This is a genomic window from Caldimicrobium sp. SLHALR3, from assembly GCF_058692735.1.
This window is the reverse complement of record NZ_CP182484.1, coordinates 947,677-970,963: the sequence shown is the minus strand read 5'-3', so window position 1 is coordinate 970,963 and position 23,287 is coordinate 947,677. Positions and strand designations below refer to the sequence as shown.

Below are 23,287 nucleotides of genomic sequence, written 5' to 3'. Positions count from 1 at the left end.
ATGAAGAAGACTATTTACATCTTTTCCGATGGAGAACTAAAGAGAAAAGATAATACCCTTTATTTTGAAACTAAGGAAGGAAAGAAGTATATACCCGTTGAGAACACCCGTGAAATCTATATCTTTGGAGAGGTCTCTCTTAATAAGCGTCTTCTTGAATTTTTAACCGAAACAAAAATTATACTTCACTTCTTTAACTATTACGGATACTATGTTGGCTCTTATTATCCTCGTGAGCATCTGAATTCTGGATATATGATTCTTAAGCAGGCTGAGCACTATCTTGACCAGAAAAAAAGAATGAATCTTGCAAGAAAGTTTGTAAGAGGAGCTATTGAGAATATTTTGAAAGTGCTTAGCTATTACGAGAATAGAGGAAAGGCTTTGTCTGAAACTATTAACAAAATAAGAGAACTTTCTCTGGGGCTTGATAAGTGTTCTCAAGTTGATGAGCTTATGGCTATTGAAGGAAATGTCAGAGATAGATACTATCAAGCCTTTGATGTAATTCTTGATAATAAACACTTTGTTTTTGAAGGAAGAACCAAAAGACCTCCTAAAAATAGGCTTAATGCCTTGATAAGTTTTGCCAATTCTCTTGTTTATACCATTTGCTTAAGTGAGATTTATCAGACACATCTTGATCCTCGCATTGGTTTTCTGCATTCTACCAATTTTAGACGTTTTACTTTAAATCTTGATGTAGCAGAAATATTTAAACCAATTTTAGCTGACAGAGTAATTTTTAGTTTGGTCAATAAAGGGATAATAAAACCGCAACACTTTGAGAAAAAGCTTGACGGTATTGTTTTGAATGACAAAGGTAAACAGATAGTTATTCAGGAAATGGAAGAAAAGCTCAAAAGCACAATTAAACACAAAAAGCTTGGAAGACATGTCTCTTATCGTCAATTAATTCGTCTTGAGTTATATAAAATTGAGAAGCATCTTATGGGAGAGGCGGAGTATCAACCTTTTGTGAGTAGTTGGTAATGAGAGTTATACTGGTTTATGATATAAATGTAAAGAGAGTTGCCAAGGTTTTGAAAATTTGTAGAAAATATTTACACTGGGTCCAGAACTCTGTCTTTGAAGGAGAAATCACTGAGTCAAAACTTGAGAAGTTGAAGAGAGAACTTAAAGCAATAATAAATGAGGAAGAAGATTCTATTATAATTTATACCTTTAAGACAGGTTGGTACACTGAAAGGGAGTTAATAGGGGTTAAGAAAGGAGGTGAGGAGGTTTTTCTGTGAGGAAACTAAAGAGTTTCGTCGATGTGGAATAAGGTAAAAAGTGCTGGGGTTCGACGAAAATAATTTTTGTTGACAAATCAATAGGTTTTGAGTAAAATAATAACCGAGGCTAAAGATCTTTGAAAATTTAGAAAAGAACTTTATAATTAGATTTGACGAACCTTTTAACGGGTTGCGAGCCTACCTATAAGGAATTGAAACAACCTTAAGCCAATTAAACCAGTTATTAAACCTTAAGCGTTGCGAGCCTACCTATAAGGAATTGAAACAAGGAGCTTGAACCGTTTGTCGTTCATCATTACTGGGTTGCGAGCCTACCTATAAGGAATTGAAACCTTAAATTTGAAAATTCCCGTCTTGTAAAGGAGATGTTGTTGCGAGCCTACCTATAAGGAATTGAAACCTGGAATCCTGTAAGGGCTGTTGAGACTACTAAAATTGTTGCGAGCCTACCTATAAGGAATTGAAACATTCTTTTCCATCCTTTCAGTTCCTCGTAATTTAAAAGTTGCGAGCCTACCTATAAGGAATTGAAACCAAGATATTAACAAAGTAAAAGATTATATCATTAAAGGTTGCGAGCCTACCTATAAGGAATTGAAACAGAGAATTACCAAAAAAGGATAAAATGGAAGAAAATGTTGCGAGCCTACCTATAAGGAATTGAAACTGTCACCTATCGCCGTTTCTATCGTATCAAGCAAAACTGTTGCGAGCCTACCTATAAGGAATTGAAACCTCCATAAATTCTTCCTTTGTATAAGCATAAATATTCTACGTTGCGAGCCTACCTATAAGGAATTGAAACTTGTTCCTGTCTATCTCTATCTTCTCAGGAAAGAAAGGTTGCGAGCCTACCTATAAGGAATTGAAACAACGCAACGGCAGGAAAATGCCCTGATGGTACAAGGTTGCGAGCCTACCTATAAGGAATTGAAACTTATACGGATATCACGAAAAGAGAGGAGCTCTGATATGTTGCGAGCCTACCTATAAGGAATTGAAACCCCTGAGTCTGATAAATGTGCTTTAAAACCTTCTCAAGAGTTGCGAGCCTACCTATAAGGAATTGAAACTCACCACTGCGTTCGGATACTCTGCACCATACTCCACATGTTGCGAGCCTACCTATAAGGAATTGAAACCTTGATAAATCAAGTGTGGTTAAATCAAAAGGTAACTGTTGCGAGCCTACCTATAAGGAATTGAAACATCCTTTTCTCTCTGAAGTAAAATAAATCGCAAAGTAAGTTGCGAGCCTACCTATAAGGAATTGAAACATAACGCATTAGGAGGGTAGGGTATGCAAAAATTTTGTTGCGAGCCTACCTATAAGGAATTGAAACATAGTATGCAGGGATACAGCAAACGGTAAAGAGGTAAGTTGCGAGCCTACCTATAAGGAATTGAAACCCCGAACATGCTATAAAGTGGAGTGTCGGTAGGGCTAAGTTGCGAGCCTACCTATAAGGAATTGAAACCCCGAACATGCTATAAAGTGGAGTGTCGGTAGGGCTAAGTTGCGAGCCTACCTATAAGGAATTGAAACTTTAAATGAATTGAAAGGTAACCCTGAGAAGATAGAGTTGCGAGCCTACCTATAAGGAATTGAAACTCGCTGGTTCAAAGATGCTCTCATTGGTGGGCTTGGGGTTGCGAGCCTACCTATAAGGAATTGAAACTCACCAATATTAGCCCTACCGACACTCCACTTTATAGTTGCGAGCCTACCTATAAGGAATTGAAACAGGAGATGTTTGGTTCAGCAGTGCGGGGATGTGTTTAGTTGCGAGCCTACCTATAAGGAATTGAAACTGATGGAACTCAATGGGTAGCATTGAAAACAAACTTTGGTTGCGAGCCTACCTATAAGGAATTGAAACAAAGTTTTGAAAGCTTTCTTTTTTGCATCCTTCTTAAGGGTTGCGAGCCTACCTATAAGGAATTGAAACAATTTACAACTAAAGTATTCTTTAATTCATCCTCACGTTGCGAGCCTACCTATAAGGAATTGAAACCAAATTTTTTCAACTTCATCAAAAAATGTAGTTTGTGGTTGCGAGCCTACCTATAAGGAATTGAAACAAGCTTTGTGAGTGGATAGATTTCAGGAATGTGCAGGAGTTGCGAGCCTACCTATAAGGAATTGAAACCAGGACAGGTTTATGCAGGAGAGATATGTTTTGAGTTGCGAGCCTACCTATAAGGAATTGAAACCTGTAATCGGCATATAAGGAGCATAAACTGCTGGAGCGTTGCGAGCCTACCTATAAGGAATTGAAACAAGTTTGAACTGAATTAACTAAAGGCAAAAGCCAAGTTGCGAGCCTACCTATAAGGAATTGAAACTCAATTTTTAAATTATCTGTTTTATGTAAAAATTCTTGTTGCGAGCCTACCTATAAGGAATTGAAACCCATTTTTGAGCGAAAACGAGTTAAGTTTTACCAATGTTGCGAGCCTACCTATAAGGAATTGAAACCCCGGAATACCTTTTCAAACTCAGGAAAATCTATCCGGGTTGCGAGCCTACCTATAAGGAATTGAAACCTCTAAAGCCGTGGTTCACTGAGTCCCTCAGTTTCCTCAGGTTGCGAGCCTACCTATAAGGAATTGAAACTTTTCTTCTTTCTTAATTTTTTTCTCTTTTTTTGCCAGTTGCGAGCCTACCTATAAGGAATTGAAACTAATCAAACTGTTTCCATCTTCAACATACCAGTCATAGTTGCGAGCCTACCTATAAGGAATTGAAACATTTCTTGCCACATTTCGTTTTCAGCCTCAATTGACGTTGCGAGCCTACCTATAAGGAATTGAAACTGAGCTTATCGCTGGCGTTCCTCTTACCAAAGGCCAGGTTGCGAGCCTACCTATAAGGAATTGAAACTAGTATTTCTTGCAGGCACTTGTTTTCTGTTTCTGAGTTGCGAGCCTACCTATAAGGAATTGAAACACTGCAAAATGCAGTCAAAAATGGAATGAAATTCCACGTTGCGAGCCTACCTATAAGGAATTGAAACTTGGTCAGCTGCGAATGATGGTATTTATTTTATTATGAGTTGCGAGCCTACCTATAAGGAATTGAAACCAAACTTTTCTTCACCTACTTGATAAAACAAAATTGGTTGCGAGCCTACCTATAAGGAATTGAAACACATACTTCCTTTCAAAATCAGAAATATCACTGAAATAGTTGCGAGCCTACCTATAAGGAATTGAAACCAAACTTTTCTTCACCTACTTGATAAAACAAAATTGGTTGCGAGCCTACCTATAAGGAATTGAAACACATACTTCCTTTCAAAATCAGAAATATCACTGAAATAGTTGCGAGCCTACCTATAAGGAATTGAAACTGTAACTAATCCAATTCTTCATAGAGATAGAGCAATCTGTTGCGAGCCTACCTATAAGGAATTGAAACAAAAAGTGTGCTCCACATCTACTGCAGGAGCCTGCTCCGGTTGCGAGCCTACCTATAAGGAATTGAAACCAGGTATTCTTTTTGTTCTGCGTAACTCATAACTCCGTTGCGAGCCTACCTATAAGGAATTGAAACAACATGTCTGTAGGATGGTTTCTCTGCGACATAAAAAGTTGCGAGCCTACCTATAAGGAATTGAAACTAAGGTTTGGCTTCCAAATGAACATCTGATAATACAGTTGCGAGCCTACCTATAAGGAATTGAAACTTGTTTTAATTCTATTCTTTGCATACTCATTGGCATCAAGTTGCGAGCCTACCTATAAGGAATTGAAACCAATAACAGTTTTGAAATCTGAAATAGCAATTATTGGGTTGCGAGCCTACCTATAAGGAATTGAAACAAAGAAAAAATCCAGATCCAGATAATTCGACTTGAAGAGTTGCGAGCCTACCTATAAGGAATTGAAACATCAATAAAAAGATGTATACTGTTGATGAATTGGCAGTTGCGAGCCTACCTATAAGGAATTGAAACCTCATCCAGGATCCGTAGGCTCAATACGAACCTTATCCGTTGCGAGCCTACCTATAAGGAATTGAAACCTTCCCAATCAGACTGAAACTGACTGGGAAGTCCTACCTGTTGCGAGCCTACCTATAAGGAATTGAAACTTTGCAAAATATGCCATTCTTCGCCCTCCCCCCTAGTTGCGAGCCTACCTATAAGGAATTGAAACCATCGTAGAACTCAATTCTGTTTGTATCAAGAGGAGTTGCGAGCCTACCTATAAGGAATTGAAACCAGTTATGATAATGTTTATGGTTATGACGATGTTTGGGTTGCGAGCCTACCTATAAGGAATTGAAACACATTGCCAATCTCTGAAGATCAATGGTAGCCATGGCTTGTTGCGAGCCTACCTATAAGGAATTGAAACCTGATAAAACTGTCTTTCAAGTCTGGAAACGGTGGCTGTTGCGAGCCTACCTATAAGGAATTGAAACCTCAGCTTGTTGATGAAAAAGTAGCAAAGGTTTTAGGTTGCGAGCCTACCTATAAGGAATTGAAACCATCTCCAAACAATTCATATAATACAGAATCCAAAATGTTGCGAGCCTACCTATAAGGAATTGAAACAAAAGGATAGAAGAAGGCTTGCTATGAGAAGGTTTTGTTGCGAGCCTACCTATAAGGAATTGAAACTAGAACATGGCAGAATCTCTTAAGAGGGGTGAACCAGCCGACTTCAGAAACTCTTCAACGAATTGCCCAGACCTTTGGTGTAAATCTCAACTGGCTTCTCACGGGCGAGGGGCCAATGTTCATAAAAAAGCCTCGCTGGCTTGAAGAAAGAGAGGAGCAAGAAGCCCTTGCAAAAGAGCTCGGGGCCATACTCGTTGAACCCGTCCCAGTCCTCGGCTATGTCCCCGCAGGCTTCCTCACAGAAATCCCCGAAGATGCCATCATTGAATGGGTCCAACTCCCCGACATTCCCAAGAACTCTTTCGTCTTTATTACCCGTGGCGACTCCATGAGCCCCATCATCCGTGACGGTGACTACATCGTGGTGGTCCCCAACAAAGAAATTGTCTCAGGGAACATTGTCATGTATCAGAACGAGTGGGGCGAGGTCTCAATCAAACGACTACGCAGGAAAAACGACAAAATCTACTTGGTTCCCGAGAATCCTGAGTATCCCATTACTGAATATGACCCGCAAAAGCATAAAATAATCGGAAAAGTAATAACGGCTTTTAGAAAGTTAAAATTGGAGTAAGATAGAAAAAACCCGATAAAGAGGAGAAGTAATATGATAGAAATTCTCTCTATGCTTCTTATTGGAATAGTGACAGTTTTATTTGTTTTGTGGGAGTTTATTATGTGGAAGGGGGAGAAAAAGCTCAAGCTAATAGAAAATCTTGAAAAACAGTTGAAAGTCTTTGGGAATAAGGGCGTTTTAAAAATGGAAATAGAAGTTGAGTATCAATACAACCCTTTAAGTAGGAATTATGAATTTAAGGGGAAAATCTTTTACACGCTCTTGCATTTTATCCCTTTCCCTCAGCAAACTAGTATTACCTCTCACTTCTTAAGAGAAAATTAAAGGCCACTAAAAGGAGGTGTGCCATGAAACTTTTTGTGACTATTGTAACCTTCTTTTTGATGGTCTGCTTCTTTGTATCTCCCTCTTATGCTAAGAGAGGCTGTTGTTCTAAACACGGAGGTGTTTGTGGTGATAGATGCTGTGATGGAACCCCTCTTTCTGCCCAATGTCTTTCAAGTGGCTCAGGCACTTCCTATTCCAAAGCTTCTTCCTATTCTCGCTCTAAACACAGCCATCACACTTATAGAAGGCACAGCAGAAGACACAGATAAGGTGAGCTGATAGAGAAAAAGTGAATTAAGTTTTTATTTGTTCAATGAGCTTTACTAAAAGCAAATAAACTTTTCTTTTTTCATCCATGTCAAATATTATAGGTTTGCCTGACCCTTTGTGAATAAATATCCCTACAGGATATAATTCAAGGTAAATAATCTTATTGTATGGCACAGTGATATTCTTTTTCAGTCCTTTAAATATAATTCTTTCACTGGTAACGCAAAAAATACCGCTATCAACATCTTTAATTGTTTCAGTAACTTCTTTCTGGACTGTTCCTCTACCTGATCGCAAATATATTCCTTTTGCTACTCTAAAACTTATTCCTGCCCCTCCAACTGAATAACTCTTTACTTCCTTTTTCCATTCTCTTAAATTAGCTTCTGTTTCCCAATAACATTTTTCATCTTTCTTTAATAGTAAAGACGGAGAAAGATGTAATGGTAAATTGCCCTGCTCTATTTGCCATGCGAATCTATAATCTTCTAAAAGTTTTTCTGTTTCAGGATCAAAAGTAAGGTTGACATGGAATTCTTTAGCAAAGTCAAATAAAGCTTTTTCCTCTTCAGGGCTCCAACTTCCATCAGCCAAAGCTTGGTTGATATAATCACGGATAGCTGACTCCATGAAATTTTTATAAGTTTTCTTGAACATGTCCTCTGGAATATCAAAAAGTTTAAGCAGTGTTTGAATTTCTTCTTTTTCACTTTCATCAAACTTTTTGTCTGCAATAACATGCTTTAAATACTCTTCAATTAAAGTCAAAAGTTTTTTACGAACATCCTTCCGCACCAAGAAACTATCAAGCTTATACTTTTTCAATAGCTCTTTAATGGCAGTCTCAGGTATTTCTTTGGCTGAATTTACTTGTGCAAGTAAATTATTGACTTCAATTGTAAAATTCTCTAATCGCTCTATACCTGCCAACTTTTGAAACCAGCTACCCTTCATAAGGGGTTTCATAATAAATGGCTTCATAGGTGCCCCCATTAAAAGAAACTCTAATATATGAGTTTAATGGGAATGCGAATTGAAGTCAAGATTATGATTGAGGATTACCCCTTCACATATACTTCCCGCAGGGCTTCGGGGAGGAGCTCTGCGGGATACTGCCTTTCAGCAATTAAATCCAGATACCACCACCACTTTTCAAGAGGAGGATTCACCTCTCCGTAAAGCCTTTCCTTAGGGGGATAGGCATCCCCTATCTCCAAGGTGTAGCGAATAAGGTTCTTGTCAAGCTCAATTACTTTATCCGCAAGGCCTCTCTCTTCAATGATGTCCCGAATGGGAATTGCCACATCACTTACCCAGGGAGAGGTCGCCTCAAGGACGCTTTTTCGGTCCAAGGTGTAGTATCCCCAGACCTCAATCAACTCTTCATTTGAAAGGCTCCGCAAATATTCATAGTATCTTGATAATTCCGACACGCTTGCCCCCTTTTAAAGCTTTATCTATGTCCTTTTCTGCCTCCTCCCTGAGTTTATAATAACTCACAATCCTTAATTCGTCATCATTGGAAACCACCACTTGATTTCCTTTAACGAAAATCAGATTGGTCTCTCCATCCCGTGCCTCTAGTTGCGAACCTACCTATAAGGAATTGAAACAAAACTCTTCCGTTCTTTTTTAAAAAATAAAATTAATTTTAATATCCAGAGGTATAATAAAGGTTTTTAAAATCTGATAAAGAAAGGAATTTATGAAAAAGAAAGGAAAGGTTAAGGGGCATATTGGTATAAAAATCCCTGTAAGTCAATTAAGCCCTCTTCTCCAAGTTCTTCCCTTATAATTTTTTCAAGTTTTTTAAGATCATAATGCAAAGACTTTATCAATAACTCGATATCCCTTTGATCCTTGATTCTTCCAGCTATCAATTTGTTAAGAATTAACCATTCTGGTGAGAGAATCTTTAGTTTTAACCCTTCCCAAGTAGCTACTCTGTAATCGGATTTATGCAAAAATTCCTCATTTAAAAGTATATCAAATTCTTCTGAATCTTTACTTGCAATGTAATGTTCAAAAATGGTCCAGTATCCTGACTTTACTACTTTCCATCTCTTTTCCTCGAGAGTCCCTGCAATTTTTATCAGGTCTTCAGGGTCTAAAAGAAGATCAAGGTCACCTGGGGTGGGCATTCTTTCAGGCACATAAAAAGAAACAGCAACCCCACCAATAAGACGGTGGGGATAAGAAGTGATTATCGTTAAGTATTCTTTAAGGTTTTGATAGTTAGAAATTTGAGAGAAATTAATCACTCTTGTACTTCAATTTTATTCAATTCAAAATTTATTTTGTATTTAAATAAACTTATATTTTTGTTCACCATAGAAGTAGCATATTTTAATTTATCATCAATATCGTATGCTATAATAACACCTTTTACTTCTTTATCTTTTGCTAAATTTTTCTTTACCCATCCCATATATTTTAATAATTGACCAAGAGCATCATCTTTTGCTATTCCCTGTTTTATTTCAATAACCACAAAGTTTTTCTCGTTATCTACTGCTAAAATATCTATTCTTCCAACCTCAGTAAGATATTCTATTCCTTCTCTTCCATTTTCGTCAATGTATAATTCTAAATTTTTTCCGTCTATCTGTAAAGATTGAAGATTTTTGGCAATAAAATCTCTTAAATGTGCTTCTAAAGGAAATTGCAAACTTTCTTCTTTTGATATTTCTTCAGGCTCATCTTCAAAAATTTGAACTACTTTTAAATTGCCATATTCATCTTTTTTAATAGCCCATTTTTCCGTGTTTATCTGGATCATAAAATTCTACCCATCCGTTACCCAAATTATAAAGAACATCATATTTATTTGATGGATCACAGATTCTTTCTTTTTTATTTTCAGGATAATGAATCCTTGAAGGCATGTTGACCGAAAGCACAGCAATTTGGCAATTAATCGTACCTTCGTTAATTTCACCGTACTTGTTTTTAATATATTCTTTAATTTGCTTGTAAGACGCTTTACCTCCATGATATTCCACTGCTTCTTTAATCATTTCGTTAACCGTTGGTTTTGTCATAGGCCCCCTCCTTGTTTTATTTTTTATTTCATTTTCTCCCAAATTCTTCTCATCCAATTATTGAATTCTACACATTTTGGGCAGTCTGGTAAGCCCACTGGTGGCTCTTTCTCTGAAAGAATACTTTCCGCTTTCCTTATAAGTTTTATAATTTCCTCTTTATCCCATTTTTCAACTTCTTTTACCTTAAAATCAAAGGATAAAACAAGACATTCTTCATTAAGCTCAGGTTTATAAAAAGGGTGTTCAAAGTTAGTAATTGGCTCAAAATAAATTAAGGCAAGGTGTTTAACATTTAAACCATTTCTTTCCGCAAGAAAGGCATAGCCGTTTAACTGCACTTCATAAAGTGGAAAAAGTTTTTCCTGAGTCTCTGTAAACTTTGCGGTCTTAAAGTCAACAATAAAAATCTCTCCATCTTCAAGACGAAAAATCATATCTGGCTGACCTGTAAGATTAATATTCCCTAATTTAGTTGTAAATTTTTTACTTTTCCTTACTCCAACTATATTATAAGTTTCTTTAAGATCTCTCAACCAGGAAAATAATCTATAGCCTTCAAAAGCCAATTTTATAATATTTTTAATATACGAATCAATATCCGTAAATATGCGCGGAAAATGTATATAATGAGGATGTCTATCTTCTATAGGATAATGATACTTAAGCCAGAAACATCTTGGACAAAAATCCTCTAATCTGAGTTCACCAAGAGCTTTAACACTTAACTCAAACATTTTTCACTCCTTCTTTTAGATTTTGTTTTAAATGCTCTTCTAATTTCGGCAAGTCTTTCTTTTTCGTAATCTTTTCTCCTTTCAAGCTCTTTCTTGATAAAATCGATTATTTTTCTCTCTATATTGCTAAAGTTAACCCTTTCCTCCAGAAATGAGAATACTTTAAAATCTCTTTGAATAAACGCTCTTACAGAAATACACCAGTAGTAAAGAATACGAGCAAACTGGCACTCCTTTGATTCAATATCTTCAAAGTCCTTACAGTCTTTATCCATGTCTTCAAAACTTTCATTTTCAAACTTTTCTCTCATGTAGTCATCTTCACTTATTATTCTTTCAAGTGCATATCTGAGAATCTCGTATAAAACTTTAATTAGTTCACTATCAAGTGCTTTCGTAATATCTGCATTAAACTTACTTAAAATTTCTCTTATTTCTTCCTCTGTTATGTCAGCATATTCGTTTAAGATTTTATCAATTGCATAACAAAATCGGTCATAGTATGGTTCTTCCATAATACTTTCATCGTCCACAATCTTCATTTTTTCTAAATATTTTTCCGTATACCGCCTTTCTATATTTTCTATAAATAACCTTAAAACAAGCTCCTTATCCTCTTTTATAATTTCTTCCTCAGTATCTTCTGAAGTATTATACTCTTCTTCATAAAATTCTTCATAATATTCTTCCTCTTCAAAGTTTTCAAAGCGATAAAACCACCTTTTAAATTCTTCATAAGTTGGATAATATCTGGCAAGAAGTATCGCAGAAAGAAAGTTTGTTATTTTTGGGTCTTTTATGCACTTAAGGGCTATATCTTTACCTGTGGTTGAGAAAAACCATAAATCATTGGTTGAGACCCTTAAGGCTTGCTCAAGAAGGAGAAAATTTTCAAATCTTATCTTAAGAATTTTATTTTCATCCAAATTTTTGCTTTTTAAATTTTCCAGAGTTTCTCTTACATATCTCTTTAAATACCTTATAAGTTTTCTTAAAAGCTCTTTTTTACCGTAATGTGCAAAAGAAAATCCTTTTTCAAAAAGCTTTTCAAGTAAAAACTGAGAATCTAATTTGACATTACCTTTGGAAAGAGTTAACTTGTATATCTCTCTTTCAACATTTTTTAAATCTTCATCAGCATAGTAGAGGCTGATATTCATGGTGATCTTCTAAAACCCAAGCTGTTCTCTTGCTTTAACCTCCTTATGAAAGGAAATCTTAAGTTTTTCAATTGCTTCAAGCACGGTTTTAGGATCATATTTTGATTCATTAAACCTTTCTCTTTTTAAGTATTTTACTAGGGTTACCAGAAAGGCACCGGTTGCTTTTAATCTTTCAAGTCTTTGAGAAACCCTTTCGTCTTTAAAAACTGAAGCTAATTTTTCATCTCCTGTTTCTCTTAAAACAATAGAAGGATAAAACTCTGGTTCAAGATGCTGAAATTCAAGAATTAAATCAAACCTTCCAGGTCTTCTAAGAGCAAAGTCAACAAGTTCTCTATCATTAGTTGTTGCAATTAAGAATGTATCTTCTTTTGAAATAAATCCGTCAAGAGCTTGAAGGGCTGTTGAGAGCTCAGTTGAACGCAATGATTTTTCCCTTGAACCAACAATTAAATCGATATCGTCAATGCAAACCAAAACCGGTCTAAAAATCTCAGCATATTCAAATAAGACCTCAAGAGGAATTCTACCTCCTGCATCAACTACAAATACTGTTAAATCTTTATTAACTCTTTTACACTCCGCTATTATAGCCTTTATTGTATCGGTTTTACCAGTTCCGGGATCACCTACAAAAAGATATCTTACACCCTCTCTGGCTTCTTTTACAGACAAAATAAAATCATAAAGTTCAGATTTATCTTTAAGATATATATCGTCAAGTGTTATCTCTGGAAAAGGCAAAGTTTTAAAAGTTACACTTTCTGAACGATTATCATAAACCATTCTTAAAATTTTACCTAAATAGCCAGAATGTTTAACAGCCTCTTTAAGTAAAATTTCTGAAAGTTCTTGAGGTTTGAAATCTCCTGTTATATCTCCAGAAATGCTAAGAAAGTAATTGTTATTAAATCTCTCTTCCACTGAATAACAGGAAATAAGATACCTTTCCCCTTTGAAGTTTATAACTCCAAGCAAAGAAGACTCCCCTGAAATTATATTGTTATAAATGTCAAAACCCGCAACAATTGGAAAAGTAAAAAATCCTGGCTTAGTATAGGAATAAAGGTCTTCAAGTTTAAAACTTTCCGTATTTATTTCCTTCATGTAAAGTTTTATAAGAAAAGATCTTACTGCGTTGTAAATCTCATAATTAAGAATTTTTGAAAAAGTTGATGTAATAAGAAGGGGGAGCTGACAATCTCTTCTTAGTTTACGCATAGTTGACTCCTTTTTTTAGAATTAAAAAATTTTAAAAAATTTTTAAAATTATTTCTAATTTTTAATTTTAGATAAATGAAGCTTAGCGTCAAGTTTTGTAGATAAAATGAGAGCTGAAAAGATTCCTTTTTGATTTAAATTTTTTAAATTAAAAACTTGCTATTAAAAAACAAAATGCTTAAAAATTAGCCTATGAAAATTCGTCTTGATAAATTTTTGAGTAAATGCGGACTGGGTTCAAGAAAAGAAGTTCTAAGGCTAATAAGAGAAGGGAAAATAAAAGTAAACAATAGTATTGCTAAAAACCCGGCTTTAAAGGTAGACCCTCAAAAAGATTTGATACACTTTAAAAATTTACCTATTTATTACCAACAATTTTATTATTACAAATTTTATAAGCCAAAAGGAATTATTACTTCTACTAAAGATAAAGAAAAAACTATCTTTGATTTACTGCCTCAAAATCTTCCTGGATATAAGGAACTTTTTCCAGCAGGGAGACTTGATAAAGATGCAGAGGGATTAATCATACTCACTAATGATGGAGAGCTTGCCCATAAAATTACTCATCCCCGCTGGAAATTGGAAAAAATCTACGAAGTTTTAATTGATAAACCTTTAAATCCTGAAGATGAAAAAATTATAGAAACTGGAATTGAATTAAAAGACGGAAAAACTCAACCCTGCGAGGTCTTTCCTTTAAACTTGGAAAGAACCTATTTAAAAGTTGTAGTAAGAGAAGGAAGATATCATCTCTTAAAAAGAATCTTTGGAAAAATGGGATATAAAGTGCTTAGCATTAAAAGAATTGCTATAGGTCCTGTTTTACTTGGAGATCTTAAGCCTGGTGAAGTAAAAAAATTAACCAAAGAGGAACTTCTTGCTTTAAAAAACTATTTCAGCAAGCTATCTTCTAAACATTAAAAAACTAGAGAAAACGAGCTGGATAAAAGTCTCCGTGTCCTGGAAAAATTATTAAACCTTTACCCTGCTTCCTTAAATTCTTGTCTAAATCTATACAAAGATTTTTAAGTAATTCCATTTCTTGCCTAAAAATTCTTGAATTAGCATTTGTACTTGTCATCAAAAATTTCGGAATGTTAAGTATATTTTTTTCTTCCTCTGTTAAGCTTGGAACATAAAGAAGATAATCAGCTGTAAAAATTATCCCAGCTTCTTCACATAAAAAGAAAACCTGACCAGGTATATGTCCTCCCAAACTTTCTAATACCTTAAATTTGTAGTCTCCAACTTTAAAAAAATCTACAACTTTAAACTGATCGTATCTTTCAATTTCCTCAGCATTAAACACCTTATAATTTTGGGGAAATTTACATTTAGTAAAATAATTTACTAAAATCGTAAAATAATGATTTAAATCATATAAAGGTGTATTAACTCCGTATACGCGATTTTCATTTTTAATAACATCTATAGCATCTTTATGTAAATAAACCTCAGTATTAAACTCCTCTTCAAAATATCCGCTTAATCCAGCGTGATCAGCATCTGGATGAGATATATATATTCTTCTTATTTTTTCAGGAAAAATTCCATTTTGTCTAAGCATTTTTTTCACATCTTCGTAATAAATACCGTATGAGCCATCAATCATCACATATTCATCCTTTGTTTCCAAAAGATAAAGATTACCTCCTGTTGGTAATTTGAAAGTGTGAATTAAAATATCTCCGATAGGAAGACTTGGAAGTTTCTTGTAAAAGAAGTTGGTGTGAGTTTTTGTTCTTGAAGAGATTGCAAAAGTTAAAATATTTGCAAAAACCTGCCCAGCTTCCAAATTTTGCCCAGCTTCTCTATTAAATTTTAACAAGGTTTCTGAAAGATACTTTGATGCATTAATTATTTTCCTTAAGTTTTCTACTTCCTCTTCTGAAAGAATTTTTTTAAGCTTTAAATAGAATTTTTCAACTAAATTAAGTCCTATCAGCTTATTAGTATCTTCTTGATTTACTCCAGAATATTCTAAGTTGTAATGATAACCAAGAGCATTTAACTCATTTAATAAACTATTTATCTGAGTAGAATCCTTTACATAAAAAGCTATGTTAGCTTTATTTTCTGAAACAAGTTCATTAAATATCATGTAAATTACATTAGCTTCATGCTTTTTTAAAATTTGAGCCACTTTGAAAAGGGTCCCAGGTTTATGTTCTAAATAAATGGACAATTTTAAAATGTTTTCAAGCTCTGTAATTTCTAAGTCTTCTTCATAAATTTCTTCAAAAAAACCTTGATTTTGGGCTTCTTCATAAAGACTTTTCAAACTTTCAGAATCTAAAGCTTTCCCTTCAATTACAACTCTATTAGGATGCTCAGATCTATTATAGTAAAAAAGCACAATATTTATGTTTCTTTTTGAAAAAAGTTCTGCTAATTTAGCAAGAGACCCTGGTTTATCTGGGACATAAAATTTAGTCCTTACTAAGAATAAATTACCATCTAAAGCCCTTAAGGTCTCCCACATAACTTTATTTTGAAGATTTAAGAAGTTTCAATATTGCATTTGCAAAGGCTTCTGCTGCATGAGGACCTGATGCTGTAACAATTTTTCCATCAACTGTAACATCCTCTCCTGTGTATATTGCTCCTCTTGCTTTCAAAGCATTAGCTTCTGATTTCCAAACAGTTGCTTTTTTACCTTTGAGAATCCCTGCTTCAGCTAAAATTCTTGGTGCAATGCATATAGCCCCAAGAATTTTACCCTGTCTTACAGAATCCTGAGCAATTTTTAGTGCTATAGGATTCCCAAAATACTCAGTTGCTCCTATTCCTCCAACAAAAACCACTGCATCATAATCTTTAACATTTACATTGTTAATTAATGCCTCTGGCTTAACCTTTGCACCAAGCATACCAGTAGCAGTATTTAAAGAAGATGAAGCAATTGTTACTTTAAAGCCCTCTTTCTCAAAAATTTTCTTTGGTTTTAAAAGTTCCTCATCTCTAAAATTTTGAGAAGCAATAATCATAAGGATTTTTTTACTTTGTCCTGCATAGGAAGAAAAATTTAAAATATTAATAACTAAAAAAATTGAAATTAAAGAAAACATATATAACACCTTTCTCATACTTTTCCCCTCCCCTTTTTATAAAAATTTAATTTTACTTTAAGGCTCTTTTAAAAGTTGTCAATAGTGATAATTTATTAAATTAAAGGTATGAAAAGAAATCAAAAATTCCCTTCAAAAGAGCTTTTAGAAAAAACATTTATTGCTGATTTACATATACATTCTAAATACAGCCGTGCTTGTAGCAAGTCTATGGAAATCCCCTTATTAGCTGAAACAGGGAAATTAAAAGGGCTTCAGGTTATAGGAACTGGCGACTTTACTCATCCACTTTGGTTAAAAGAGCTAAAGGAATACCTTGAGTATGAAAAAGAAACAGGTCTTTATCTCTTTAAAAAACAGCCAGACGGACCAAAATTTATTCTAACCACTGAGGTTTCTCTTATTTTTTCAAAAAACCATAAATCAAATAGAAGGGTTCACTTGATTATAATTGCCCCTGATTTTGAAACAGTAGAAGAAATAAATCTTTATCTTTCAAAACTTGGAAATCTTCTTATAGATGGAAGACCAACTTTTGGCATAGATTGTGAAAAATTGACCCTTGATTTAATAAAAATCTCTGAAAAAATTCTCATCATTCCTGCTCATGCATGGACTCCATGGTATTCAGTATTTGGTGCTTTTTCAGGCTTTGATTCTCTGGAAGAAGCTTTTGGAGAAGCTACTCCTTATATTTATGCTATAGAAACTGGACTTTCCTCTGACCCTGAAATGAATTGGAGAATTTCAAAACTTGATAACATTACTTTAATATCCTGTTCGGATGCTCATTCTCTTTCTAAATTAGGAAGAGAGGCAACCGCTTTCTTCTATCCTTTAACTTACGAAAACATTTATAATTCCATCAAAACCGGAAATATTGCCTTTACCATAGAGTTTTATCCCGAAGAAGGAAAATATCACTATGATGGACACAGAAATTGCAAAATATGTCTTTCTCCTAAAGAAACTAAAGCTCTGGGATATAAATGTCCGAAATGTGGAAACCCTCTTACTATAGGAGTTCTTCACAGAATAGAACTTTTGGCTGATAGGGAAGAAGGTTATATCCCTCCTAACAAACCTCTTTCTGTGCACTTAGTTCCTTTAATAGAAATAATAGCTGAAATATTCAACACTAATACAATTAGTAAATCTACAGAAAAATTATACAAACAATTTCTATCTATGGTTGGAACGGAATTTGACGTTCTCTTAAAAGCTAATTTAGAGGAACTCGAAAAGGTCCTTCCTCAAAAGCTAATTGAAGGAATTAAAAGAGTTAGAGAAGGAAATGTTTTTGCTAAACCAGGTTATGATGGAGAATACGGAATTATAAAAGTCTTTGAAGCTCCTGCAGAAGAAAATTCTTTAGGTTTAAAACAACAAAGTCTTTTTTCTTTGCAATAATTGCAAAGATTTTGAAAATTCTGCACCCTTCTAATCGATTTACTCTTGACTCCTAACAGAAAATGTCCAATTATTCTTACAAAATCACTTGTAATTTTAGGCACTTTTTTTGAGTATCTATTAGTAAAAACCACCAGGAGGTGAAGAAATGAAAACTACTAAAATTTTTACCCTTTTGTCACTAATTTTGGTGTGTCTTTTTATTCCTTTCACTGTAAAGTCTTCTTACGGAAAAGATATAGATATAGGTATTTCCTTAAACGACGGAAAACTTTCTCACTTCTATTTTTCTGTGGGAGATTATTATAGAGTCCCTGCAGAAAGAATAATTATCATCAAAAAAAGATACCCCTTTATTTTAGATGAAGAAATCCCCGTAATTTTTCTTATCTCAAGACATTGCGGAATTGAACCAGAAATTATTATAGATATGAGAAAAAGAGGATATTCTTGGTATAGCATAATGATTCACTTTGGTTTATATCCAGAAAGACTGTTTAGAGAGTATATTGTAGTTTATGGACCACCCTATGGAAAAGCCTGGGGTTATTATAAACACCATCCTAAAAAAGAAAAAATAATCATTTTATCAGACAGAGATATTATAGAACTTTCAAATATTAAATTTTTATCTGAATATTATCAACAAAAACCAGAAACTATCATTTATTATAGAAAAAATTATCCTAACTATATAGAAATCAATGAATTATTTGTAAAACCTCACAAAAAATGGAAAGATAAAAAATGGAAGGACAAGAAATGGGAAGATTAAAATAAAATTAGTCCCTCCCTTTAAAGGGAGGGACTAATTTTATTTTCATTACTTTTTCTCAGCAGGTTTTTCAGGAGCTTTTTCAGGTGCCTTTTCAGGAGCTTTTTCAGGTGCAGTTACATTTCCTGTCTGATTTTCTGCAGGTGCAGGTGCAGGAGCTTCTACCTTAGGAGCTTCCCCTGTTTTAGGAGCTTCTTCTTTTTTCTTACAACCTGCAGTTAATCCAACCATTCCAACTAAAGCTAAACTCAACACGAAAGACACTAACTTCTTCATGGCTTACCCCCTCCTTTTTAATTTTTAATTTAAGATTAAATTATTGAACTTTTTTAATTTTTGTCAAGGGGATAATTTAAAAAGTATTTAAAAAAATGTTAAACAAACTCTCTCTGAATTAGAAGTGATTTGTATAATCCCGTTTTTAAATACCTGTAAATTTTCTCAGGCTCTATTTTAAGATTTTCCAACAGATTTTTAGGAACTCTGTAATTAAAAACATCTACCCCACCACCTATACCAAGCATATTTGCCAAAATATTTGCCAAAGCAACAATACTTGCTATGTCACTTTGAAGCATAAGATCAGCATCGTGATGAGCCCTTACTGCAAAAGAAATATATTTAGGAAATTTCCATCTTTCTAATAAATGAGCTCCTACAAGTCCATGGTCTACTCCTAAAACTAACCATTCCACCTGAATGAAATCCCAATCCCTATTCTCCTTGGATATTTTTTGAAATTCCTTAATTTCAAGTTTTGTATATAAATCAAGCACTATCTTACCAATATCATGTAAAATTGCAGCAATATATACAGTCTCTATTTTGTGAAGAGGAAATCCTATGTCAAAGGCAATTTCCTCAGCAATAATCCCGCAAGTAAGAGAATGAATCCATATCTCTTCCACATTAAGTCCATATCCTATCAAATCTTTATTAAAATAATTTTTAGCAACTGAAGCCACAACAATAAACTTGATCTGATTAAGTCCTAAAAACATAAAGGCTTTAAAAAGAGAATCTATTTTTTGAGGCAAACCAAAAGCTGGAGAATTTACTATTTTTAAAAAGTTTGCTGTAATACCTGGATCGCTCTTTATTACCCTTTCAAGTTCTCTAAAGTCAACATCTTCTTTTTTAAGCAATTCAAGTGCCTGAAAAGCTACCTTAGGAAAAGTAGGAATGGTGTCAACCTTGTCAAATATTCTTTCTAAAATTTGCCTTTTCATAATATCTCTTCTTCCCCATTTAAATTTATTTTTAAAACTTTCTCTTTTAAATTAACCTCCAAAAAACTCTGGCAACTAAAACCCACTCTTAATATAACATTTTCAGGATTTATGGGATACTTAATTAAAAAACTCTGGACAACTTTAAAATTTGCTTCACCTATGTCTAAAGCTTCTGTAACCTCTTTATATTTACTTCCCCCTGCAATTGCTATTTTAGCAGATGAAAAATCAAAACCCCTCTTTTCTAATTCTTCTAAAAATATTGGAAGCAGGCTCTGACCTGACAAAACTACCTCTCCTTCTCCAATCTCTATATCATGTTCTTTATAAGGCAGAACAAAATGGCACAGAGCTCCTATCTCGTTTTCTTTATCAATCATTCCAAGAGCAATTCCACTTCCCAGAAAATCTGTTTTTAATATTACTCCCCTTTTCTCTACTATCTGATAATGTCCTTTGGGAACTTTTATTATCACCTCTTTACTCCTTTATTCCAGAATTCTAATTTTTTTTGTAGGGGCTGTTACTACATCAAGCTTGTCTATTTCCTGCAAGGCTTTAATCACATTTTTTTCCTTGGTTTCATGAGTTAGCATAACTACTGGTACAGACCCCTTCTTTTTTTGCCTTCCAATTTGAACTACAGAAGCTATACTTATATTATACTTACCTAAAATACCAGAAATTTTAGATAACACCCCTGGTTTATCTATAGCTGAAAACCTAAAGTAATATTTAAATTCCACTTCTTCTATAGGTCTTATATTAGAGAAATTATCTTTTTTTGTCAATGGATATTTTATAAAAGGTTTTTTACCAAAATAAGAGTATTCTATGGCATCTATTATATCGCTTACCACTGCACTTGCTGTTGGTTCTTTACCTGCTCCTAATCCATAAAGTAAAACATCTCCTACAAAATCTCCTGTAATGTAAAGTGCATTGTAATTTAACCTTACAGAGGTTAATACATGATTTTCAGGAATGAGAGTGGGATGAACTCTTATTTCAATCTTTCCTTTTCTTTTTCTGGCAAAGGCAAGCAATTTAACGATATATCCAAAATCTTTAGCAAATTTTAAATCCATAAGATCTATTCCATCTATTCCCTCAGTATAAACTTCGGAAGCAGGAATATAAAATCCAAATGCAAGGGAGGCTAAAATTGAAATTTTATGAGCTGAATCAATCCCTTTTATGTCAAGAGATGGATCCGCCTCAGCATATCCTTTAGTTTGAGCAGCTTTTAATGCATCTTTAAAATTTAAATTATTCTCAAGCATACGAGTTAAAATGTAATTGGTAGTTCCGTTTATAATCCCTATTATAGATTTAATGCTATTTCCAATTAGAGCTTCCTTTAGAGTTTTTATTACAGGTATACCTCCTCCAACTGAGGCTTCAAATCCTAAAAATCTCTTTTTTTTCTTGCTTCCTCCCAGATTTCATCTCCGTGCTGAGCAAGTATTGCTTTATTGGCTGTAACAACCTCTTTACCTTTTTGTAAAGCTTTAAGCACATAACTTTTTGCTGGCTCTATACCTCCCATCAGTTCACAAACAATTAAAATTTCTGGATCATTTAAAATCTCTTCTATATCGGTAGTAAAAAGATTTTTATCCACTTTCGCATCTCTTTTCTTTTCCAAGTCTCTAACTAAAATTTTTTTGATAACCGGTTTTATTCCTACCCTTTCTTTTATAAGCTCTGAGTTCTTTTCTAATAACTCATAAACTCCCGTTCCTACAGTTCCAAATCCAAGCAAAGCTATCTTAATTTCTTTCATATAACCTCCGGATTTTAAATCAGAGAAAAACTACAAATAGGACAGGAGGGTTCTCTTTCTTCAGAACCTCCTATATAAATTACTTGTTCACTTTTTGAACCATACCTAAAAACTGTAACACCTTTTAATCCCAATTTATAAGCTTTTAAATAAATATTTTTAACATCTTCCACTGTTGCTTCTTTTGGCAAATTGATCGTTTTAGAAACGGCATTGTGAGTATATTTTTGAAAGGCTTCTTGAATTGCTAAATGCTGATCAGGAGAAATTTCATAAGTTGTCATAAAAAGCCTTTTTATCCTCTCAGGCAATTTTATATCCTTTAAAATCCCTTTTTCTTTAACCTCTTTCAGGATATTCTCTATTTCATTTCCAGAAAATTTTTCTTTTTCTAAAATTTCTACAAAAAGCGGATGAAATTCTTTTATAAACACATTTTCAAGTGTTCTTCTTTCATAGTAAATCCCAAAAAGAGGCTCTATACCTGATGAAACACCTGCAATAAGAGAAATGCTTCCAGTAGGAGCAATAGTTGTGGTAGTGGCATTTCTCATAAAGGGTGTCTCAGGTCTATCCCATATACTTCCTGCATAAGCGGGGAAATTACCTCTTTCTTTAGCAAGTTCAGCAGATGCTCTAACAGATTCTTCATTTATAAATTTCATAACCTTTTCTGCTATTTCCACTGCTTTAGGCTCTGCATAGGAAATCCCCAGCTTTATAAGAAAATCTGCAAATCCCATAACTCCAAGCCCTATTTTTCTTGTAAGTCTTGTAAGTTTTGCTATCTGAGGAAGAGGAAATCTATTTATCTCTATTACATTATCAAGGAATCTTACGGCTAAATGAACGGTTTCTCTAAGTGTTTCCCAGTCAATTTTGCCATCTTCAACAAAATTTGCTAAATTAATAGAACCTAGATTACAAGATTCAAAAGGAAGAAGAGGTTGTTCCCCACAAGGGTTTGTAGCTTCAATCTCTCCCAAATGTGGTGTGGGATTGTATCTATTTATAGTATCTATAAAAATAACCCCAGGATCTCCCGATTCCCATGCACACTCAGCTATTAAAGAAAAAATTTTCCCAGGATCTACATATCTTACTATTTTCTGATTTCTTGGATTTATTAAAGGAAATTTTTCTCCCTTTTCTAAAGCTTCCATAAATTGATCGGTTATAGCTACTGATAAATTAAAGTTTGTCAAAACATTTTCTTCTCTTTTAGCTGTTATAAATTCTTCTATATCTGGATGATCAACTCTTAGGATACCCATATTTGCTCCGCGTCTTTTCCCACCTTGTTTGATAGCCTCGGTGGCACTATCAAAAACTTTAATAAAAGATAGCGGACCACTTGCTACTCCTTGAGTAGAAGCTACTATGTCTCCTTTAGGTCTTATCTTTGAAAAGGAAAAGCCTGTTCCTCCTCCTGATTTATGTATAAGAGCTGCAAATTTAAGAGTTTCAAATATTGAATCTAAGGAATCTTCAACAGGCAATACAAAACAAGCAGAAAGCTGTCCTAATGAGCAACCTGCATTCATTAAAGTGGGAGAATTAGGCAGAAAATCAAGATTAACCATGAGTTCATAAAATTTCTCAGTATATTCTTCAACACGACTCAAACCCTTTGAAAAGTTTGCTTCAGCACTTGCAACAGCCTTAGCCACTCTTTCAAAAAGTTCTTCAGGGGTTTCAATTACTTCATTTTTTTCATTTTTTAATAAATACCTCTGTCTTAATACAATAAGAGCCGATTCTCTTAACTTAGCCTTTTTACGCTTCTTCAT

The 23,287-nt window shown here is 34.1% G+C and carries 24 protein-coding genes and 1 CRISPR repeat array; of the genes, 8 read left to right on the top strand and 16 right to left on the bottom strand.

The genetic code is table 11. From position 1 onward, the window contains the following. From cas1b to ACLGLP_RS05195, 5 genes are all read left to right on the top strand, one after another. Positions 1-993, top strand: coding sequence for a type I-B CRISPR-associated endonuclease Cas1b (gene cas1b, locus ACLGLP_RS05215; protein ID WP_492112224.1), 993 nt, complete (start codon positions 1-3; stop codon positions 991-993). Further along, positions 993-1,256 (top strand): CRISPR-associated endonuclease Cas2, encoded by a 264-nt coding sequence (gene cas2 / locus ACLGLP_RS05210; protein ID WP_492112223.1) that lies wholly within the window; start codon positions 993-995, stop codon positions 1,254-1,256. The genes cas1b and cas2 overlap by 1 nt, the downstream gene beginning before the upstream one ends. Positions 1,257-1,427: 171 nt before the next feature. After that, positions 1,428-5,887: a CRISPR direct-repeat array (repeat unit 30 nt; unit sequence GTTGCGAGCCTACCTATAAGGAATTGAAAC). A gap of 115 nt (positions 5,888-6,002) precedes the next feature. Then, positions 6,003-6,461, top strand: coding sequence for a LexA family protein (locus ACLGLP_RS05205; protein WP_492112222.1), 459 nt, complete (start codon positions 6,003-6,005; stop codon positions 6,459-6,461). A 33-nt stretch (positions 6,462-6,494) separates the two neighbouring features. Continuing rightward, entirely contained in the window at positions 6,495-6,788 is a 294-nt protein-coding gene (locus ACLGLP_RS05200) for a hypothetical protein (RefSeq protein WP_492112221.1), read from the top strand. A gap of 23 nt (positions 6,789-6,811) precedes the next feature. Beyond that, positions 6,812-7,060, top strand: coding sequence for a hypothetical protein (locus tag ACLGLP_RS05195; RefSeq protein ID WP_492112220.1), 249 nt, complete (start codon positions 6,812-6,814; stop codon positions 7,058-7,060). A gap of 25 nt (positions 7,061-7,085) precedes the next feature. On the opposite strand, the gene ACLGLP_RS05190 is transcribed toward ACLGLP_RS05195, so the two are convergent. The 8 genes from ACLGLP_RS05190 to ACLGLP_RS05155 all read right to left on the bottom strand — a co-directional run bounded on the left by ACLGLP_RS05190 (position 7,086) and on the right by ACLGLP_RS05155 (position 13,223). Further along, positions 7,086-8,042: a hypothetical protein gene (locus tag ACLGLP_RS05190; RefSeq protein ID WP_492112219.1), complete on the bottom strand. Its 957-nt coding sequence runs from the start codon at positions 8,040-8,042 to the stop codon at positions 7,086-7,088. Positions 8,043-8,119: 77 nt separating this feature from the next. After that, positions 8,120-8,494 carry a hypothetical protein gene (locus ACLGLP_RS05185; RefSeq protein ID WP_492112218.1) on the bottom strand — a complete coding sequence of 125 codons (375 nt, stop codon included), beginning with the start codon at positions 8,492-8,494 and terminating at the stop codon, positions 8,120-8,122. A 291-nt stretch (positions 8,495-8,785) separates the two neighbouring features. Beyond that, positions 8,786-9,322 carry a hypothetical protein gene (locus ACLGLP_RS05180; RefSeq protein WP_492112217.1) on the bottom strand — a complete coding sequence of 179 codons (537 nt, stop codon included), beginning with the start codon at positions 9,320-9,322 and terminating at the stop codon, positions 8,786-8,788. Further along, complete coding sequence (locus ACLGLP_RS05175; protein ID WP_492112216.1) at positions 9,319-9,840, bottom strand: endonuclease NucS domain-containing protein; 522 nt, start codon at positions 9,838-9,840, stop codon at positions 9,319-9,321. Before ACLGLP_RS05175 ends, ACLGLP_RS05180 begins: the two co-directional genes overlap by 4 nt. Next, complete coding sequence (locus tag ACLGLP_RS05170; RefSeq protein ID WP_492112215.1) at positions 9,806-10,144, bottom strand: DUF7669 domain-containing protein; 339 nt, start codon at positions 10,142-10,144, stop codon at positions 9,806-9,808. The genes ACLGLP_RS05175 and ACLGLP_RS05170 overlap by 35 nt, the downstream gene beginning before the upstream one ends. Beyond that, positions 10,126-10,839, bottom strand: a complete 714-nt coding sequence (locus tag ACLGLP_RS05165; protein WP_492112214.1) for a CRISPR-associated protein Cas4 — start codon at positions 10,837-10,839, stop codon at positions 10,126-10,128. The genes ACLGLP_RS05170 and ACLGLP_RS05165 overlap by 19 nt, the downstream gene beginning before the upstream one ends. Continuing rightward, entirely contained in the window at positions 10,827-11,999 is a 1,173-nt protein-coding gene (locus ACLGLP_RS05160; RefSeq protein ID WP_492112213.1) for a hypothetical protein, read from the bottom strand. The genes ACLGLP_RS05165 and ACLGLP_RS05160 overlap by 13 nt, the downstream gene beginning before the upstream one ends. Before the next feature lie 9 nt (positions 12,000-12,008). Continuing rightward, positions 12,009-13,223 (bottom strand): ATP-binding protein, encoded by a 1,215-nt coding sequence (locus tag ACLGLP_RS05155; protein ID WP_492112212.1) that lies wholly within the window; start codon positions 13,221-13,223, stop codon positions 12,009-12,011. Positions 13,224-13,415: 192 nt separating this feature from the next. On the opposite strand from ACLGLP_RS05155, the gene ACLGLP_RS05150 reads away from it, so the two are divergent. Beyond that, positions 13,416-14,147, top strand: coding sequence for a pseudouridine synthase (locus ACLGLP_RS05150; RefSeq protein ID WP_492112211.1), 732 nt, complete (start codon positions 13,416-13,418; stop codon positions 14,145-14,147). Between the two features lie 4 nt (positions 14,148-14,151). Here the strand turns inward: ACLGLP_RS05150 and ACLGLP_RS05145 are convergent, their stop codons facing one another. After that, positions 14,152-15,708 (bottom strand): MBL fold metallo-hydrolase, encoded by a 1,557-nt coding sequence (locus tag ACLGLP_RS05145; protein ID WP_492112210.1) that lies wholly within the window; start codon positions 15,706-15,708, stop codon positions 14,152-14,154. A 4-nt stretch (positions 15,709-15,712) separates the two neighbouring features. After that, positions 15,713-16,312, bottom strand: a complete 600-nt coding sequence (locus ACLGLP_RS05140) for a DJ-1/PfpI family protein (protein WP_492112209.1) — start codon at positions 16,310-16,312, stop codon at positions 15,713-15,715. A gap of 90 nt (positions 16,313-16,402) precedes the next feature. Between ACLGLP_RS05140 and ACLGLP_RS05135 the strand changes: the two genes are divergently transcribed. After that, entirely contained in the window at positions 16,403-17,704 is a 1,302-nt protein-coding gene (locus tag ACLGLP_RS05135) for an endonuclease Q family protein (RefSeq protein WP_492112208.1), read from the top strand. 148 nt (positions 17,705-17,852) lie between these two features. Further along, positions 17,853-18,479, top strand: a complete 627-nt coding sequence (locus ACLGLP_RS05130; protein WP_492112207.1) for a hypothetical protein — start codon at positions 17,853-17,855, stop codon at positions 18,477-18,479. A 48-nt stretch (positions 18,480-18,527) separates the two neighbouring features. Here ACLGLP_RS05130 and ACLGLP_RS05125 read toward each other — a convergent pair whose 3' ends face one another. The 6 genes from ACLGLP_RS05125 to ACLGLP_RS05100 all read right to left on the bottom strand — a co-directional run bounded on the left by ACLGLP_RS05125 (position 18,528) and on the right by ACLGLP_RS05100 (position 23,287). Then, entirely contained in the window at positions 18,528-18,755 is a 228-nt protein-coding gene (locus tag ACLGLP_RS05125; RefSeq protein WP_492112206.1) for a hypothetical protein, read from the bottom strand. A gap of 98 nt (positions 18,756-18,853) precedes the next feature. Beyond that, on the bottom strand, positions 18,854-19,708 hold the full coding sequence (locus ACLGLP_RS05120; protein ID WP_492112205.1) for an HDOD domain-containing protein: 855 nt from the start codon (positions 19,706-19,708) through the stop codon (positions 18,854-18,856). Further along, on the bottom strand, positions 19,705-20,187 hold the full coding sequence (locus ACLGLP_RS05115; protein ID WP_492112204.1) for a chemotaxis protein CheD: 483 nt from the start codon (positions 20,185-20,187) through the stop codon (positions 19,705-19,707). The genes ACLGLP_RS05120 and ACLGLP_RS05115 overlap by 4 nt, the downstream gene beginning before the upstream one ends. Positions 20,188-20,199: 12 nt before the next feature. Then, complete coding sequence (locus ACLGLP_RS05110) at positions 20,200-21,084, bottom strand: homoserine dehydrogenase (protein ID WP_492113733.1); 885 nt, start codon at positions 21,082-21,084, stop codon at positions 20,200-20,202. A 35-nt stretch (positions 21,085-21,119) separates the two neighbouring features. Then, positions 21,120-21,497 (bottom strand): hypothetical protein, encoded by a 378-nt coding sequence (locus ACLGLP_RS05105; RefSeq protein ID WP_492112203.1) that lies wholly within the window; start codon positions 21,495-21,497, stop codon positions 21,120-21,122. Between the two features lie 14 nt (positions 21,498-21,511). Then, positions 21,512-23,287 carry an adenosylcobalamin-dependent ribonucleoside-diphosphate reductase gene (locus tag ACLGLP_RS05100; RefSeq protein ID WP_492112202.1) on the bottom strand — a complete coding sequence of 592 codons (1,776 nt, stop codon included), beginning with the start codon at positions 23,285-23,287 and terminating at the stop codon, positions 21,512-21,514.